Annotated in this window: 16 protein-coding genes, 2 pseudogenes and 1 riboswitch; of the genes and pseudogenes, 14 read left to right on the plus strand and 4 right to left on the minus strand. The window is 71.3% G+C overall.

Annotation, left to right across the window (positions count from 1 at the left end):
* Positions 1 to 14: 14 nt before the first annotated feature.
* Positions 15 to 1689, plus strand: a pseudogene (locus A4R44_RS28265) (AMP-binding protein).
* A gap of 21 nt (positions 1690 to 1710) precedes the next feature.
* Here A4R44_RS28265 and A4R44_RS49330 read toward each other — a convergent pair.
* Positions 1711 to 2229 carry a hypothetical protein gene (locus tag A4R44_RS49330; RefSeq protein WP_067587281.1) on the minus strand — a complete coding sequence of 173 codons (519 nt, stop codon included), beginning with the start codon at positions 2227 to 2229 and terminating at the stop codon, positions 1711 to 1713.
* Between the two features lie 271 nt (positions 2230 to 2500).
* Here A4R44_RS49330 and A4R44_RS28275 point away from each other — a divergent pair, with 271 nt between their 5' ends.
* The 6 genes from A4R44_RS28275 (at position 2501) to A4R44_RS28300 (ending at position 6344) form a co-directional block, all read left to right on the plus strand.
* Positions 2501 to 2734 (plus strand): hypothetical protein, encoded by a 234-nt coding sequence (locus tag A4R44_RS28275; protein ID WP_067587284.1) that lies wholly within the window; start codon positions 2501 to 2503, stop codon positions 2732 to 2734.
* Between the two features lie 535 nt (positions 2735 to 3269).
* The gene (locus A4R44_RS28280) at positions 3270 to 3866 is read left to right on the plus strand and encodes a CDP-alcohol phosphatidyltransferase family protein (protein ID WP_067587287.1); all 597 of its coding nucleotides are present in this window, start codon (positions 3270 to 3272) and stop codon (positions 3864 to 3866) included.
* A 46-nt stretch (positions 3867 to 3912) separates the two neighbouring features.
* The gene (gcvH, locus tag A4R44_RS28285; RefSeq protein ID WP_067587291.1) at positions 3913 to 4296 is read left to right on the plus strand and encodes a glycine cleavage system protein GcvH; all 384 of its coding nucleotides are present in this window, start codon (positions 3913 to 3915) and stop codon (positions 4294 to 4296) included.
* A 124-nt stretch (positions 4297 to 4420) separates the two neighbouring features.
* Positions 4421 to 4891: a glycogen accumulation regulator GarA gene (garA, locus tag A4R44_RS28290; protein WP_009078859.1), complete on the plus strand. Its 471-nt coding sequence runs from the start codon at positions 4421 to 4423 to the stop codon at positions 4889 to 4891.
* The gene (locus A4R44_RS28295) at positions 4888 to 5658 is read left to right on the plus strand and encodes a MerR family transcriptional regulator (protein ID WP_067587294.1); all 771 of its coding nucleotides are present in this window, start codon (positions 4888 to 4890) and stop codon (positions 5656 to 5658) included. Before garA ends, A4R44_RS28295 begins: the two co-directional genes overlap by 4 nt.
* Before the next feature lie 212 nt (positions 5659 to 5870).
* On the plus strand, positions 5871 to 6344 hold the full coding sequence (locus tag A4R44_RS28300; protein ID WP_009078856.1) for a bifunctional nuclease family protein: 474 nt from the start codon (positions 5871 to 5873) through the stop codon (positions 6342 to 6344).
* Positions 6345 to 6380: 36 nt separating this feature from the next.
* Here the strand turns inward: A4R44_RS28300 and A4R44_RS28305 are convergent, their stop codons facing one another.
* On the minus strand, positions 6381 to 7010 hold the full coding sequence (locus A4R44_RS28305; protein ID WP_067587296.1) for a TetR/AcrR family transcriptional regulator: 630 nt from the start codon (positions 7008 to 7010) through the stop codon (positions 6381 to 6383).
* A gap of 259 nt (positions 7011 to 7269) precedes the next feature.
* Between A4R44_RS28305 and A4R44_RS28310 the strand changes: the two genes are divergently transcribed.
* Positions 7270 to 7851: a MerR family transcriptional regulator gene (locus tag A4R44_RS28310; RefSeq protein WP_067587299.1), complete on the plus strand. Its 582-nt coding sequence runs from the start codon at positions 7270 to 7272 to the stop codon at positions 7849 to 7851.
* 33 nt (positions 7852 to 7884) lie between these two features.
* Positions 7885 to 7984, plus strand: a riboswitch (glycine riboswitch).
* A gap of 227 nt (positions 7985 to 8211) precedes the next feature.
* On the opposite strand, the gene A4R44_RS28315 is transcribed toward A4R44_RS28310, so the two are convergent.
* Positions 8212 to 8586: a nuclear transport factor 2 family protein gene (locus tag A4R44_RS28315; protein ID WP_067587302.1), complete on the minus strand. Its 375-nt coding sequence runs from the start codon at positions 8584 to 8586 to the stop codon at positions 8212 to 8214.
* 131 nt (positions 8587 to 8717) lie between these two features.
* On the opposite strand from A4R44_RS28315, the pseudogene A4R44_RS51860 reads away from it, so the two are divergent.
* Positions 8718 to 9029: pseudogene (locus A4R44_RS51860) on the plus strand (nucleotidyltransferase family protein); the annotation flags it as partial.
* A gap of 23 nt (positions 9030 to 9052) precedes the next feature.
* The gene (locus tag A4R44_RS51865) at positions 9053 to 9241 is read left to right on the plus strand and encodes a nucleotidyltransferase family protein (protein WP_255366199.1); all 189 of its coding nucleotides are present in this window, start codon (positions 9053 to 9055) and stop codon (positions 9239 to 9241) included.
* A 176-nt stretch (positions 9242 to 9417) separates the two neighbouring features.
* Here the strand turns inward: A4R44_RS51865 and A4R44_RS28325 are convergent, their stop codons facing one another.
* Positions 9418 to 10320, minus strand: a complete 903-nt coding sequence (locus tag A4R44_RS28325; RefSeq protein ID WP_067587305.1) for a LysR family transcriptional regulator — start codon at positions 10318 to 10320, stop codon at positions 9418 to 9420.
* 70 nt (positions 10321 to 10390) lie between these two features.
* On the opposite strand from A4R44_RS28325, the gene A4R44_RS28330 reads away from it, so the two are divergent.
* The 4 genes from A4R44_RS28330 to A4R44_RS28345 are packed head-to-tail and all read left to right on the plus strand — an operon-like array spanning position 10391 to position 13447.
* The gene (locus A4R44_RS28330; RefSeq protein ID WP_067587308.1) at positions 10391 to 11080 is read left to right on the plus strand and encodes a nitroreductase family protein; all 690 of its coding nucleotides are present in this window, start codon (positions 10391 to 10393) and stop codon (positions 11078 to 11080) included.
* Positions 11081 to 11116: 36 nt separating this feature from the next.
* Positions 11117 to 11914 (plus strand): helix-turn-helix domain-containing protein, encoded by a 798-nt coding sequence (locus A4R44_RS28335; RefSeq protein WP_067587311.1) that lies wholly within the window; start codon positions 11117 to 11119, stop codon positions 11912 to 11914.
* 20 nt (positions 11915 to 11934) lie between these two features.
* Positions 11935 to 12921, plus strand: coding sequence for a zinc-binding dehydrogenase (locus tag A4R44_RS28340; protein WP_067587314.1), 987 nt, complete (start codon positions 11935 to 11937; stop codon positions 12919 to 12921).
* 40 nt (positions 12922 to 12961) lie between these two features.
* On the plus strand, positions 12962 to 13447 hold the full coding sequence (locus A4R44_RS28345) for a GNAT family N-acetyltransferase (protein WP_067587317.1): 486 nt from the start codon (positions 12962 to 12964) through the stop codon (positions 13445 to 13447).
* The last annotated feature ends 214 nt before the right edge of the window (positions 13448 to 13661 follow it).

Genomic DNA, 13661 nt, shown 5'->3' on the forward strand with positions numbered 1-13661 from the left:
ACGAGGAGTACGACGTGAGCAACGGCGCTGAGGTCACCGGCTACCAGGCATTCCGCGCGGCGCGGGACTATCTGCAGGCCCACCGCGAGGACTACGACACTGCCTATCGCGAGTTCGCGTGGCCGCGGCTGGACGAGTTCAACTGGGCGCTGGACTGGTTCGACGCCGTCGCGGCGGACCCGGCGAACGCGCAGCGGTACGCGCTGTGGATCGTGGAAGAGGACGGCACCGAGAACCGCTGGACGTTCCCGGAGATGTCCGCCCGGTCCAACCAGGTCGCGAACTGGCTGCGCGGCCTCGGCGTCTCGCGCGGCGACCGGGTGATCGTCATGCTCGGCAACCAGGGCGAGCTGTGGGAGACCATCCTCGCGGCGATCAAGCTCGGCGCGGTCGTGATCCCGGCGTCCACGTTGCTCGGCCCGGTCGATCTCGTGGACCGGGTGGAGCGCGGCAACGCGAAACACGTGATCGTGCGCGACGTCGACGCGGAGAAGTTCGCCGACGTCGCGGGCGACTACACGCGCATCGCGGTCGGCGAGCCGGTTTCCGGATGGCACGCCTTCGAAACCGCGTACGCGTCCTCCGCCGAATTCACCCCGGACGGGGTCACCCGCGCCGAGGATCCGCTGCTGCTGTACTTCACCTCGGGCACCACCGCGAAGCCGAAACTCGTGCAGCACACGCACGTTTCGTACCCGGTCGGCCATCTGTCCACAATGTACTGGATCGGGCTGGAACCGGGCGACGTCCACCTCAACATCTCGTCGCCGGGCTGGGCCAAGCACGCGTGGAGCAATTTCTTCGCGCCGTGGAACGCCGAAGCGACCGTGTTCCTCTACAACTACGCGCGGTTCGACGCGGCCGCCCTGATGGCGCAGATGGACCGCTGCGCGGTCACCAGCTTCTGCGCGCCGCCGACGGTGTGGCGGATGCTGATCCAGGCCGACCTCAGCGCGCTGCGGACGCCGCCGAAGAAGGTCGTCGGCGCGGGGGAGCCGCTCAACCCCGAGGTGATCGAGCAGGTCGAGAAGGCGTGGGGCGTCACCATCCGGGACGGCTTCGGGCAGACCGAAACCAGCGTCCAGGTCGCGAACACGCCGGGCCAGGACGTCGTGGCCGGTTCGATGGGCCGCCCGCTGCCCGGATTCGCGGTCGCGCTGGTCGACCCGGTCACCGGCGAGCGCGCGGCCGAGGGCGAGATCTGCCTCGACCTCGCGCACCGGCCGGTCGGCCTGATGGCGGGCTACACCGACGACGACGAACGCACCTCGGCCGCGTTCGCGAACGGCTACTACCACACCGGAGACGTCGGCTCGGTCGACGAACGCGGCTACATCACCTACGTCGGCCGCACCGACGACGTCTTCAAGGCCTCGGACTACCGGATGTCGCCGTTCGAACTGGAGAGCGTNGGTGGTGCCCGCGCCGGACCCGATCCGGCTGGCCGTGCCCAAGGCCTACGTCGTGCTCGCCGCCGGACGCGAGCCGAACGCCGAGACCGCGCGGGAGATCCTGGCGTACGCGCGGGAGCACCTCGCCCCGTACAAGCGGATCCGGCGGCTGGAGTTCGGCGACCTGCCGAAGACCATCTCGGGCAAGATCCGCCGGGTCGAACTGCGCGGCCGGGAGGGCGGCGAGCGGCCGGAGGGCGAGTTCCGCGAGGACGACTTCCCGGCTCTCAAGTCTTGAGAGCCGGCGGTGGTCCCGGTCTCATTCGGCCGGGATCACCGCCGCCAGCACGGTCTGCTCGCCCTTGCTGCACGTGGTGCCGCCCTGCGCGGCGGGCGGGCCGGAAACGCACAGCCAGCCGTCGACGGTCGCGTTGACCGGGTTGTTCGAGCCCGCCGCCTGGCGGCCGTTGATCGCCTGGTGGAACTTCTTGACGAGCGCCATCGCGTCGGCGCACGGAGTGGCTTTGTTGTCGTAGACGTACAGTGTCGTCCCGCTCGCCGCGGTGACTGTGCCGCAGGTGCCCGGAGTGGCCGGCGGCGCCTGTTTCGACGGTTTCGGCGCGGCCGCGGTGCTGCGGGGTGCGGCGGGCGGGCTGCTCGCGCCCGCGGTCTGCGGAAGCGGCGGGGGAGCGTGGCTGCTCGGCGCTGCCGAGGCGATCGCGGAGGGCGCCGACGACGCGGCCGCCGGTGACGCTTGATCCCCCGAACAGGCGGTGAGCGCGGGCAAAACCACCACAGCCGCGCACAGCGGCCCGTACACGGTTTTCGACGGGAGCACCGCGATCCTTTCTCCGGGGTCGCGCCCATTCTGGCCCCTCGCGCCCCCGCTGAGCGGCACCGACACACCGGAGCGGCCTCGTTTCAGTCTACTGTGGACGGTTGTTTTCGGTTTCCGGACTGGGAAATCCGCATCGCCGGGACCCATCGTTCGGAGGAATCCGGCCCGGGGCGGTTAACGCTCGGCGGTTCCGCGCCGACGTAAAGGGCAGGCGCCCCGCGCGTTCCAGGTCCCCGAAGCCCGACGCCAGAGAGCACGAGTCACCGAGAGCATGAGCACCGAAACCGTCCCCGCAGCCGAGACCGACGCCCCGACCGACCCGCCGACCGAACCCTGCAGCGTGGTGTGGTGCGGCGGCCGCCCCTACGTCCTCGAAGCCGGAGCCGTGCGCCCGCGCTGGGTGGGCACCGACGGCCGCGGCCGTCCCGAAACGCTGAGCACCGCGCAGCTGCGGCGCCGCGGCTGGAGCCACCGCCGCGCGGCCGGCAGGCGGCGCTCTCGCTGAGACTTCCGCCGGACTGCGGCCGGAGCCGGGGAGGGGTTCCGGCCGCCGTCCGCCGGATCCGCCGTTTTTCCTGGTGCTGCACCGGTTCACCTGCTGTACCGGCTTGCCCGCCGTGGCGGTTCGTTCGTGGCGCTGGCTTGCGCGCCGTGCCGGTTCGCTCGCGGCACCGGTTCACCTTCGGCACCGGTTCACCTCGGCACCGACGGAATCGTTCCAGGCCGAGCCGGACGGACCCCGCCGCGCCGGTTCGCCGAAGTCTTCCTCGCGGCACAGCGAGCAACCCGATGGCGTCAGCCATCCCGTGCGCGGAGGTTCCCCCCACTGCCGGCGGACCTCCGCGGGAGGAAGCCGGGCGGCCCGCCGGTGTTCCGCGGCGAACTCGCCGCGCACCGCGCCGCCGAGAAAACCCCGATGTGGCGTTCAGCGCCCGCCGGACCCGCCTCCCGCGCCCGAACCCCGCCTCAGCACAACCGCGGCCCCGCCTTTCACCCCGCCACGACAACCCTCACGATCCCGTCCGCTCTAGGCTGACCAAGTGACCACGGTCCCCGACGAGCCCAAGACCGAGCCCTCCCTGTGGCGGCAGGCGCTCACCGTCCCCAACCTGCTGTCGCTGCTGCGCCTGGCGGGCGTCCCGGTGTTCCTGTGGCTGCTGCTCGGCCCGAAGGAGGACGGCTGGGCGCTCGCCCTGCTGATCTTCTCCGCGCTCACCGACTGGCTCGACGGCAAGCTCGCCCGCTGGCTCGACCAGATGTCGCGGCTCGGGCAGCTGCTCGACCCCGCCGCGGACCGGCTCTACATCCTCGCCACGCTCGTCGCGTTCCTGATCCGCGACATCATCCCGTGGTGGGTCGTCGTGCCGCTGGTGCTGCGCGAGCTGGTGCTCGGGGTGTGCGTGATGCTGCTGCGCCGCGGCGGGTTCGCGCCGCCCGAGGTGACCTACATCGGCAAGGGCGCGACCTTCGTCCTCATGTACGCCTTCCCGTTCCTGCTGCTCACGCAGGGCGGCTCGGACGTCGCCGCGGTCGCGCGGCCGATCGCCTACGCGTTCATGGTGTGGGGCGGCGTCCTCTACCTCTGGTCCGGCGTGCTCTACGTCGTGCAGGCGGCTCGCGCGCTGCGCACCCGGTGAGGGAAGATTGCCGGCAGGAAAGCCGGCACCAGGAAGGGGAGCGGCGTTGACCACTCCGGAAGAACTGCGCTACACCGAGGAGCACGAGTGGGTCGCGGCCCGCGAGGGTTCGCTCGTGCGGGTGGGCATCACCGAATACGCCCAGGACCAGCTCGGCGACGTCGTGTTCGTCGACCTGCCCGAGGTCGGCAAGCAGGTCGGGGCGGGCGACGCGTTCGGCGAGGTCGAGTCCACGAAGAGCGTCTCGGAGCTGTTCGCGCCGGTCGACGGCGAGATCGTCGCGGTCAACTCCGCGGTCGCCGATTCGCCGGAGCTCGTCAACTCCGACCCCTACGGCGAGGGCTGGCTCGTGGAGATCCGGCTCGACGACCCGGCCGGTCTCGAGGCGCTGCTCGAGGCCGAGGCGTACCAGGCGCTCATCAAGGGCTGAGCCGTTCGGCCGGGCGCCGGAGCCGCAAGGGGAGCCCGAGGGTTCCGGGCCGGTCGGGCACGGTACGTTGACAGCTGCACGTTCTTGGTCGACGACAACACTTCATGCGTAGAGGAGAGCTCAGGTGAGCACGAACGACGGGCCCGGCGTTCCCCCGGAGCAGTCTCCGGAGCGGACCTCTGTCTTCCGGGCCGATTTCCTGGCCGACATGGAAGGCCAGCAGGAGTCCGCGCCGGCCGCCGAGGCACCGGTGCAGGGCGTCGACGCCCTGCCGCCGGGTTCCGCCCTCCTGGTCGTGAAGCGCGGGCCCAACGCGGGCTCCCGCTTCCTGCTCGACCGCGACACCACCAGCGCGGGACGGCACCCCGACAGCGACATCTTCCTCGACGACGTCACGGTTTCCCGCCGCCACGCGGAATTCCGGCGCGAGGGCGGGGAGTTCGTCGTGATCGACGTCGGCAGCCTGAACGGCACCTACGTCAACCGCGAGCCGGTCGACCAGGCCGTCCTCGCCGGCGGCGACGAGGTGCAGATCGGCAAGTTCCGCCTGGTCTTCCTGACCGGCCCGGGGCACGGGGGCCAGGGAGCGCAGTGACGGCGGCCGGGCAGCCCGGTCGTCAGGAGGCCCGGCGGGACGGGTTGAGCATCGGGGCGGTGCTCGCGCAGCTGCGCGGGGACTTCCCCGATGTCACGATTTCCAAGATCCGTTTCCTTGAGGCGGAAGGCCTGGTCCGCCCGGGCCGCACGCCCTCGGGGTACCGGCAGTTCTCGCCGGCGGACGTGGAACGCCTGCGGTACGTGCTGTCCGCGCAGCGCGACCACTACCTCCCGCTCAAGGTCATCAAGGAGCAGCTCGACGCGACAGGCGCGGGCGTGCAACCGCCCGCGCCGGTCCCGTCGGCTCCCCAGCTGCCGCGGCGGCTCGTGCCGCTCGGCGACGGGAGCGATCCGGCGGGACTGCCCGCGGCGGCGGACTTCGAGACCGGGCCGGACACCCGGCTCACCCAGGAAGACCTGCTGGAACAGGCGGGCATCGACGACGCGATGCTCGCCGAGCTGTGCCAGTACGGCCTGCTGCGTCCCGGCGCGGCGGGTTTTTTCGGCCCGGAGTCGGTGCTGATCGCCCGCACCGTCAAAGCGATGACCGAGTTCGGGCTCGAACCGCGGCACCTGCGCGCGTTCCGCGCCGCGGCCGACCGCGAGGTCGGCCTGCTGGAGCAGATCGTGACCCCGGCGTACCGGCATCGCGACGCGGACGCGAAGGCGCGCGCCGACGAGGTCGTGCGCGAGCTGGCCGCGCTGTCGGTCACGCTGCACACGCTGCTCGTCAAAGCCGGCATCCGCGGCGTGGCCGGCGACTGACCCGTATGCCCGAGACGCGTTTTCGGCCACTTGTCAATGACTGAACCTCAGCGCCGGGATGCCGTACCGTGAGAGACGGTTCGCGAGACCACGAACCGAGAATGTCCGCTGCGAGCGAGCACAGCGCCCGGATGACGGGTAGCGTCGGAGACAACGGTCGTCAGCCGTCGCCAGCGCTGCGGCCCGTGTGCACGAGAGGGAGGCGAAGCCCGATGAGCGAGATGCGCGTCGTCGGCGTGCGGGTCGAACTGCCCGCGAATCAGCCGATCTTGTTGCTGCGGGAGACCGAGGGCGAGCGGTACCTGCCGATCTGGATCGGCTCGGTCGAAGCCACCGCGATCGCCCTGGAACAGCAAGGCGTGCGGCCCGCGCGGCCGCTCACCCACGATCTGCTTAAAGAGGTCATCGGCGCGCTCGGCCGCGAGCTTGAGCAGGTCGTGATCACCGACCTCAAAGAAGGCACGTTCTTCGCCGAGCTGGTCTTCGACGGCGACATCCGGGTGTCGGCCCGCCCGAGCGACTCGGTCGCGCTGGCGCTGCGGATCGGGGTCCCGATCCACGCGGTCGACGCGGTGCTCGAGGAAGCCGGGCTGATCATCCCGGACGAGCAGGAGGACGAGGTCGAGAAGTTCCGCGAGTTCCTCGACTCCGTGTCCCCGGAAGACTTCCGCGGCGCCGACACCTGATCGCCGCTGCCCGGCGGTTTCCCGCCGGGCACGAGCTCACCGCGCGGTGGCGCGGGCGAACAGGTCGGCCAGCTCCCGGCCGTAGCGATCGAGGTCCACCGCCGGATCGGCGGCGTAGGCGGCCGCGACCCCGTCGATGGCCTGCGCGATGGACAGCGCCACGATCTCCGGCGAGATGTCGCCGAACGCCCCTTCTGTGCGGCCCTGTTCCAGTTGCCGCCGCAGCGCGCCGGTGCGCAGCTGCCCGACCATGACGCCGGTCATCGCCCAGCCGTCGCGGTCGTCGGCGTGCGCGGCCATCTCGACCAGCACCCGCTCGCATTGCGGGTAGTCGCGCAGGAACGCGACCGAAGTTTCGATGTACGCGCGCAGGTTCCCCGCCCGGTCCGCCGGGTCGACGCCCTCGCTGCGCCGGCGCAGGTATTCCGATTTGGTCTCGGACACCGTGCTCAGCACCGCCTGCATGAGGCCGGCCTTGGTGGTGAAGTGGTACGAGATCAGCCGCGTGCTGCTGAGCCCGGCCCGTTCCTTGATGCGCGCGAAGGTGGTGCGCGCGTACCCGTGGTCGGCGATCGTGGCGATGGTCGCGCCGATGATCTGCGCCCGGGTGGTGGCCTCGGTGACGCTGAGGCCCAGTTCGGCTTGCGTGTCGATGTTTACTTGCATGAGTAATAAGTTACTCGGCTGAGTAAAAACTGTCCATCCCGTGCGGCGAACGGGCCAAAGCCTCGACACGGGCTTGAGGTCCGCCGCGCGTCGCGTTGACCGGCTCGCGGCGCAGCCTTACCGTCAAAGGCGGTAAATCGCCATGATGTGATTCGCCGACCCGGCGCGCTCGTGGCAGTTTTCCCCGGCCGATCCCGATCCTGGGCTCGACCGGCCTGTCGAACGCCCCGCCGCGAGGCCGGGCGAGGGGAGGCTTGCGGTGGTCGAGGCTGGTCGTCCGGAGATACCTGCCGGACCTGTCGCCGACGGCGAGCAGGGCGAGCTGTTCCCCGACGCCTCGCTGCCCGACGAGCTGGTCGGCTACCGCGGTCCCGCGGCCTGCCAGATCGCCGGGATCACCTACCGCCAGCTGGACTACTGGGCGCGCACGAAGCTGATCGCGCCCAGCATCCGGACGGCGCACGGTTCGGGGTCGCAGCGGCTGTACTCGTTCAAGGACATCCTGGTCCTCAAGGTGGTGAAACGCCTGCTGGACACCGGGGTCTCGCTGCAGAACATCCGCGTCGCGGTGGACCACCTGCGCGTGCGCGGGGTGCGCGACCTGGCGAAGGTCACGCTGTTCTCCGACGGCACCACGGTGTACGAATGCACGTCGCCGGAGGAGATCGTGGATCTGCTCCAGGGCGGCCAGGGCGTCTTCGGCATCGCGGTCAGCGGGGCGATGCAGGAGATCAGCGGCACGATCCACGAGTTCCCGGCCGAGCGTGCCGACGGCGGACTGGTCGAGGCCGTCGTGCCGGACGAGTTGACCCAGCGCCGCAACGCCCGCCGCACGGGCTGATCTTCTTCCGCGCTAGACTGGGCGCGCGATCGACGAACCCGCGCGGGAGAGACCGGACCGGCATCCCCGGTCCGGCGCCGAAGGAGCAAGTCCTCCCCGGAACCTCTCAGGCACCCTGGACCGCGCGGACGAGACGCCTCTGGAAAGCGCATCGGCAGGAGACCACCAGCCGGTGCCGCCGACGGTGCAAACCCGGGTATCCACGCGGGTGAAACTCTCAGGCGCCCCGCGGGGTACGGACAGAGTGGGGAGGGCCACGCCCGCTGTGCGGCGTGGCTTCGCCGGGTGAGGTTCAGACCTCCCGGGTGGTCTGAACCTCGCGAGTGTGGTCAAGACCACATCCCCGGCGTCTCCGGTCGGTCAGCCCGGAATCTTGTCCAGGAAGCCGTGCACCTTGGCGATCCGGCCGCCGGCGATTTCCACGACGTCGAACCCGATCGCGATCGGCTCGGGGTTGCCCGGAGCCGACAGGTGCCACTGGAACCGTGCGAGATCGTGGTGCGCGTCCGGCTCCGCGGGCAGGCTGAAGACCAGCCCGGCGAACTGCGCCTGCGCGCCGCCGATGAACCCGTCGATCTCGTCCTGGCCGGCGACCGCGCCGAGCGGGTCGGTGTAGGCCGCGCCCGGCGCGAAGACCTCCGAGACGAGCTGGCGGCGCCGCTGCGGGTCGGTCTCGTTCCACACGTCGAGGTAACGGCGGGCGAGGTCGGCGGCGGTCGGTGCGGTGGTGGTCATGTCGGGGTTCTCCTTGTGTCGTCCCGTTTTCGGTAGCGCCAAGCCTGGCCGAGGTTTGGCGGCCGGTCGATTACGCGGGAGGTAATCGGTCCGCTGTGCTAAACCAGGGCATGGACCGCGGCCGGACGGCGATGGAGCGGCAACCCGAGAAATTCCGCGAGATCGTGACGCGCCACGACCTAGTGCCGGAAGTGCTGGCGCGGGCGGCGGAGCTGGCTCTTCCCAGTTGGTACCTGACCGCGGGCCGCTGGTGCCAGACCGTGCGGAACGTGGTGACCGGACGCCCGCCCGCCGAGGGCAGCAAGGACTACGACCTGTTCTCCTTCGATGACTCGGATCTCAGCTGGGACGCGGAGAACGCGGTCATCGAGGAGGGCGCCCGGAGGTTCGCGGATCTCCCCGCGTCGGTGGAAATCCGCAACGATGCGCGGGTGCACCTCTGGTACGAGGATCGCTTCGGCGTGCTGTGCGCGCCGTACTCGTCCACCGAGGCGGCCATCGACTCACGACGCCTTGCCTGGGGATCCGGCTGGCCGGCGGAGGGGAGTGGCAGGTCTACGCGCCGCACGGGTTCGCGGACATGTTCTCCCTCGTCGTCCGGCCCCGTCCCGGCCACGCGCCGCAGAGCAGTTACGAGGCGAAAGCCCGGCGCTGACAAGAACAACGGCCGGAGTTGACCGTCCTGCCCTGGCCCAGCTGACGGGTGTCTCGGCGGAAGCTTCCGGGGCGGGCATGCGCGGCGACCGTGGCTGTGGCGCAACGGTTTGGCGCGGCCGCTTCGCCGAGAAAGGCCGGTGCTGGCCGAACCTCTCGGGCGCGAACCGTGCGGAGTCACGTTCTGGCGCCGAAAAACTCCCGGCAGAAAGTGCGGAACGTTTCGGCCCGCCGGGTCAACCGGGCGCCTTCCGCGCGAGCCAGCACCACCGGCGTCGTCGGGACTCGCTCGCGCAGCGGCCGCACGGCGAACGGCGTGCCCTCGACGGAAAGCTCCAACGACGGCCGCTGAACGGAGAGCGTGTAGCCCAGCCCCCGGGCGACCAACGCGCGCGCCAGTTCGAAGCTCGTCGTGCGGTGCGCGACCGGCATCGGCAGGCCGACAGCGGCGAAGACGTCCCGGAAGTAGCGCTCCGACGGCGGTACGTCCAGCAGGACGAACGGCTCATCGGCCAAGGCGCGCAACGAAACCGTCTTGCGGCGGGCGAGGGGGTGCGCCAAGGGGAGGAGGACGCTCGGCGGCTGGTCGTACAGCTGGTCCGCCGCGATCCCGGGCACCAGGTCTTGCCGGTACAGCACAGCCAGGTCGCAGCGGCCCTCCAGCACGAGGTGCTGCAGGTCGGGCAGCGTGCCTTCGACGAAGGAGACGTCGACTTCCGGGTGCTGGGTGCGGAAGGTCGCCAACGCGGCCGGTACGTGGAGCGGCGCGAGGGGTGTGTAACAGCCGAAGTTCAGGCGTCCGGCCAGGTCTTGGCCGTAGTCGCGGGCAGTGGCGCCGAGTTCGGCGACCGAGGTGAGCACCGCGCGGGCCTCGCCGGCGACCTGGCGGCCGGCGTCGGTCAGCGCGGTCGCGCGGCCGGGGCCGCGGAGGACGAGCTGCACGCCCAAAGTCCGTTCCAGCGAAGCGATCGCCAGCGACACCGCCGACTGCGACACGTGGCAGCTGTCCGCGGCCGCGGTGAGGCCGCCGGTGTCGGCGACCGCGACCAGATACTCGAGCTGGCGCAACGAGGGAGACATCAGTGCAGCTTATGTCGTTCACGAGAAATGTGAACTGGACCGATGACCGCCGGCGCGGCAGGGTCGGGGCATGAGCAGGCACCAGCACCCGTTCGTCCCCTACGCGCCGCCGCGGCTGTCCCCGGAGGAGGGCCTCGCCCGCGGGCAGGAGCTGTACCGGCTGCTCGACCGGCGCCGGTCGGTCCGCTGGTTCTCGCCGGACCCGGTGCCGCTCGAAGCGATCGAGACCGCGGTGCGGATCGCGAACACCGCGCCGAGCGGGGCGCACCACCAGCCGTGGACGTTCGTCGCGACCGGCGACCCGGACCTCAAGCGGGCGGTGCGCGAGGCGGCCGAGGCCGAGGAGCGGAAGTTCTACCGCGAACGCGACGCGCCGGACTGGCACGCGGCGCTCGCCCGGCTCGAAACCGACGAGCACAAGGAGTTCCTCGAAATCGCGCCGTGGCTGGTGGTCGCGTTCGCGCAGAAGAGCACGCCGCTGCCGGACGGTTCGCTGCGGAAGAACTACTACGTCAACGAGAGCGTCGGCATCGCGTGCGGCATGTTCATCACCGCGCTGCACACGATGGGCCTGGCGACGCTCACCCACACGCCGAACCCGATGGGCTTCCTCAGCGAGGTCTTCGAGCGCCCGGTCACCGAACGGCCCTACATCCTGTTCCCGGTCGGCTATCCCGCTCCGGACTGCGAGGCGCCGGACCTCGACCGCAAACCGCTCGCCGAGGCGCTGGTGGTGCACGCGCCGTTACCCCGGGGATAATGGTCTCCCGGCCGGCGACGCCGTAGCGTCGGACGCGTGACGACCACGGTGAAGGCCCCGATCGGCGAACTGCTCCGGGAATGGCGCGACCGCCGCCGCCTCAGTCAGCTCGCCCTCGCGATCTCGGCGGACATCTCGACGCGCCACCTGAGCTTCGTCGAGACCGGCCGGTCCAGGCCGAGCCGGGACATGGTGCTGCGGCTGGGCGAGCACCTCGACCTCCCGCTGCGCGAACGCAACCGCCTGCTGCTCGCCGCGGGCTACGCGCCCGCCTACGGCGAGTCCGACATCGGAGCGCCGGAAATGACCGTGATCCGCGAGGCGGTCCGGCGGTTGCTCGCCGGGCACGACCCGTACCCGGCGGCGGTGGTCGACCGCGGCTGGAACCTCGTCGACGCCAACCTCAGCCTCGGCGTGCTCACCGAGGGCATCGCGCCCTCGCTGCTGGCCGGCCCGGTGAACGTGCTGCGCGCGACGCTGCACCCGGACGGCATGGCGCCGCGGGTGCTGAACCTGGGGGAGTGGCGCGCGCATCTGCTGGGCCGGCTGCGCCGCCAGGTCGAGCAGACCGCCGACGCCGGGCTCGCCGAACTGCTGGAGGAGCTGCGCGGGTATCCGTGCGACGACGAGGTCCCCGAGCTGGAGATCCCCGGCCCAGGTGACATTTTCGTGCCGTTGCGTTACCGGCACGAGGATCTGGAGCTGACCTTCTTCAGCACGGTCGCGACCTTCGGGACGCCGCTGGACGTGACGGTCGCCGAGCTGGTGATCGAGTCGTTCTATCCGGCCGATCCGGCGACGGCGGCGTTCCTGCGCGAGCGCGTGACCGGCTGAGCGCCGCTACGATCGGGGCCATGCGGGCGTTCGTGGTGACCGGACCGGGGGAGGCCGGGCCTGCCGAGGTGCCGGAGCCGGCCGCCGGGGTCGGCGAGGTCGTCGTCGACGTGGAGCGCGCCGGGGTGTGCGGCACCGACGTCGAGTTCTTCACCGGCGAGATGCAGTACCTCGCCGACGGGCACGCCCGCTACCCGATGCGGCTCGGCCACGAATGGTGCGGGACGGTGTCCGAGGTCGGCCGGGGCGTGCATCCGGCGTGGGTCGGCCGCCGCGTCACCGGGGACACGATGCTCGGGTGCGGGGACTGCCGGCGGTGCCGGGGCGGGTGCCAGCACGTCTGCGCGGACCGGCAGGAGGTCGGCATCCGCGGCGGCCGGGCCGGAGCGCTCGCCGAACGCCTCGCCGTGCCGGTGCGCTCGCTGCACGAACTGCCCGACACCGTGGATCCCGTCGCCGGCGCGCTGGTCGAACCGGGCGGCAACGCCTGCCGGGCGGCGCGGGCGGCCGCGGGCGAACGGGTGCTGGTTCTCGGCCCGGGGACGATCGGATTGCTCACCGCGCTGTTCCTCAAGGCCGCGGGCAGCGAGGTCCATCTGGTGGGCGCGACGCCGTGGTCGGCGGAATTCGCGCGCGGCTTGGGTTTTTCCGCCGGGACGAACGTTCCGGAACCGCCCTTCGACGCGGTGGTCGACGCGACCGGCGATCCCTCGGCTCCCGCCCTCGCGGCCGAGGTGGTCGAACCGGCGGGACGGATCGTCTGCATCGGACTGTCCGGGCGGCCGAGCCTGCTGGACACGCGGATGCTGGCGGTGAAGGACGTCACCGCGATCGGCGTGCTGAGCGGCTCGCCGGGCTTGGCGCGGGCGATCGACGCGTACGCGTCCGGCGAGGTGGACCCGCGGCCGTTGGTGGCAGGGACGGTCGGGCTGGGCGGGGTCGCGGCGGTGCTCGGCGGGGAGCGGCCGCCGGGAGGGCCGAAGATCCACGTCGACCCGCGACGGTGACCAGGTTGCTCGGCGCGCGCGAAAACGAGAGGGTCGGGACATGAGCGCCGACCTGACTTTCCGCCAGCCGCACGAAAACGACCACGCGCGCGTCCTTGCCGCGCTGGGACCGTGGTGGGGCGGGTTGAAGGGCGAAGCCGGCGCGAAGGAGCGGGCGTTGCTCGTGCCACGCCTGTACTTCCAGCACTTCACCACAACGAGCCGCCTGGCGGAGCGTCCGGACGGGACGCTGGCAGCCTTTCTGATCGGCTTCGTCTCGCAGACCGACCCCGACACCGCCTACATCCACTTCGTCGGTGTCGACCCGGAGCTGCACGGCCAGGGAATCGGCCGTTCGCTGTACGAGTGGTTTTTCGGGCAGGTGCGGGGATCGGGGGTGCGCAGGGTGAAGTGCATCACGAGCCCGCAGAACACCGCTTCGCGCGCGTACCACGCCCGGCTCGGGTTCGAGGTGTCCGACGTGCTTCCCGACTATGACGGGCCGGGCTTGGACCGGGTCGCGTTCAGCCGCGGCATCGCCGCCTGACTCCCGGCAGAACGCGGATCCGGCTTGAGCCAGGGGAGGTCTGGCGGTCGCTGGTCCTGCTCGGATGTGTGCCCGGACTTGTCGCGCTCGAATCCGCCCGGGGGATGGGACATCGGGTCCCGCGCCGCGGCGACCTGGACGGTGATCGGGCGGTACAGCGTGAAAACAACGCTCACCCGCGGCCGCCGGACCGTCACGACCCGGCGGATCTTGG

The organism is Amycolatopsis sp. M39 (genome assembly GCF_001651785.1).
Lineage (GTDB): Bacteria > Actinomycetota > Actinomycetes > Mycobacteriales > Pseudonocardiaceae > Amycolatopsis > Amycolatopsis rubida.

What these genes read in the sequence shown, in the direction of transcription:
- A4R44_RS28275 (WP_067587284.1), top strand. Translation starts at nt 2,501, where the DNA reads ATGAGCACCGAAACCGTCCCCGCAGCCGAGACCGACGCCCCGACCGAC.
- A4R44_RS28300 (WP_009078856.1), top strand. Translation starts at nt 5,871, where the DNA reads ATGAGCGAGATGCGCGTCGTCGGCGTGCGGGTCGAACTGCCCGCGAAT.
- A4R44_RS28305 (WP_067587296.1), bottom strand. Translation starts at nt 7,010, where the DNA reads ATGCAAGTAAACATCGACACGCAAGCCGAACTGGGCCTCAGCGTCACC.
- A4R44_RS28315 (WP_067587302.1), bottom strand. Translation starts at nt 8,586, where the DNA reads ATGACCACCACCGCACCGACCGCCGCCGACCTCGCCCGCCGTTACCTC.
- A4R44_RS28325 (WP_067587305.1), bottom strand. Translation starts at nt 10,320, where the DNA reads ATGTCTCCCTCGTTGCGCCAGCTCGAGTATCTGGTCGCGGTCGCCGAC.
- A4R44_RS28330 (WP_067587308.1), top strand. Translation starts at nt 10,391, where the DNA reads ATGAGCAGGCACCAGCACCCGTTCGTCCCCTACGCGCCGCCGCGGCTG.
- A4R44_RS28340 (WP_067587314.1), top strand. Translation starts at nt 11,935, where the DNA reads ATGCGGGCGTTCGTGGTGACCGGACCGGGGGAGGCCGGGCCTGCCGAG.
- A4R44_RS28345 (WP_067587317.1), top strand. Translation starts at nt 12,962, where the DNA reads ATGAGCGCCGACCTGACTTTCCGCCAGCCGCACGAAAACGACCACGCG.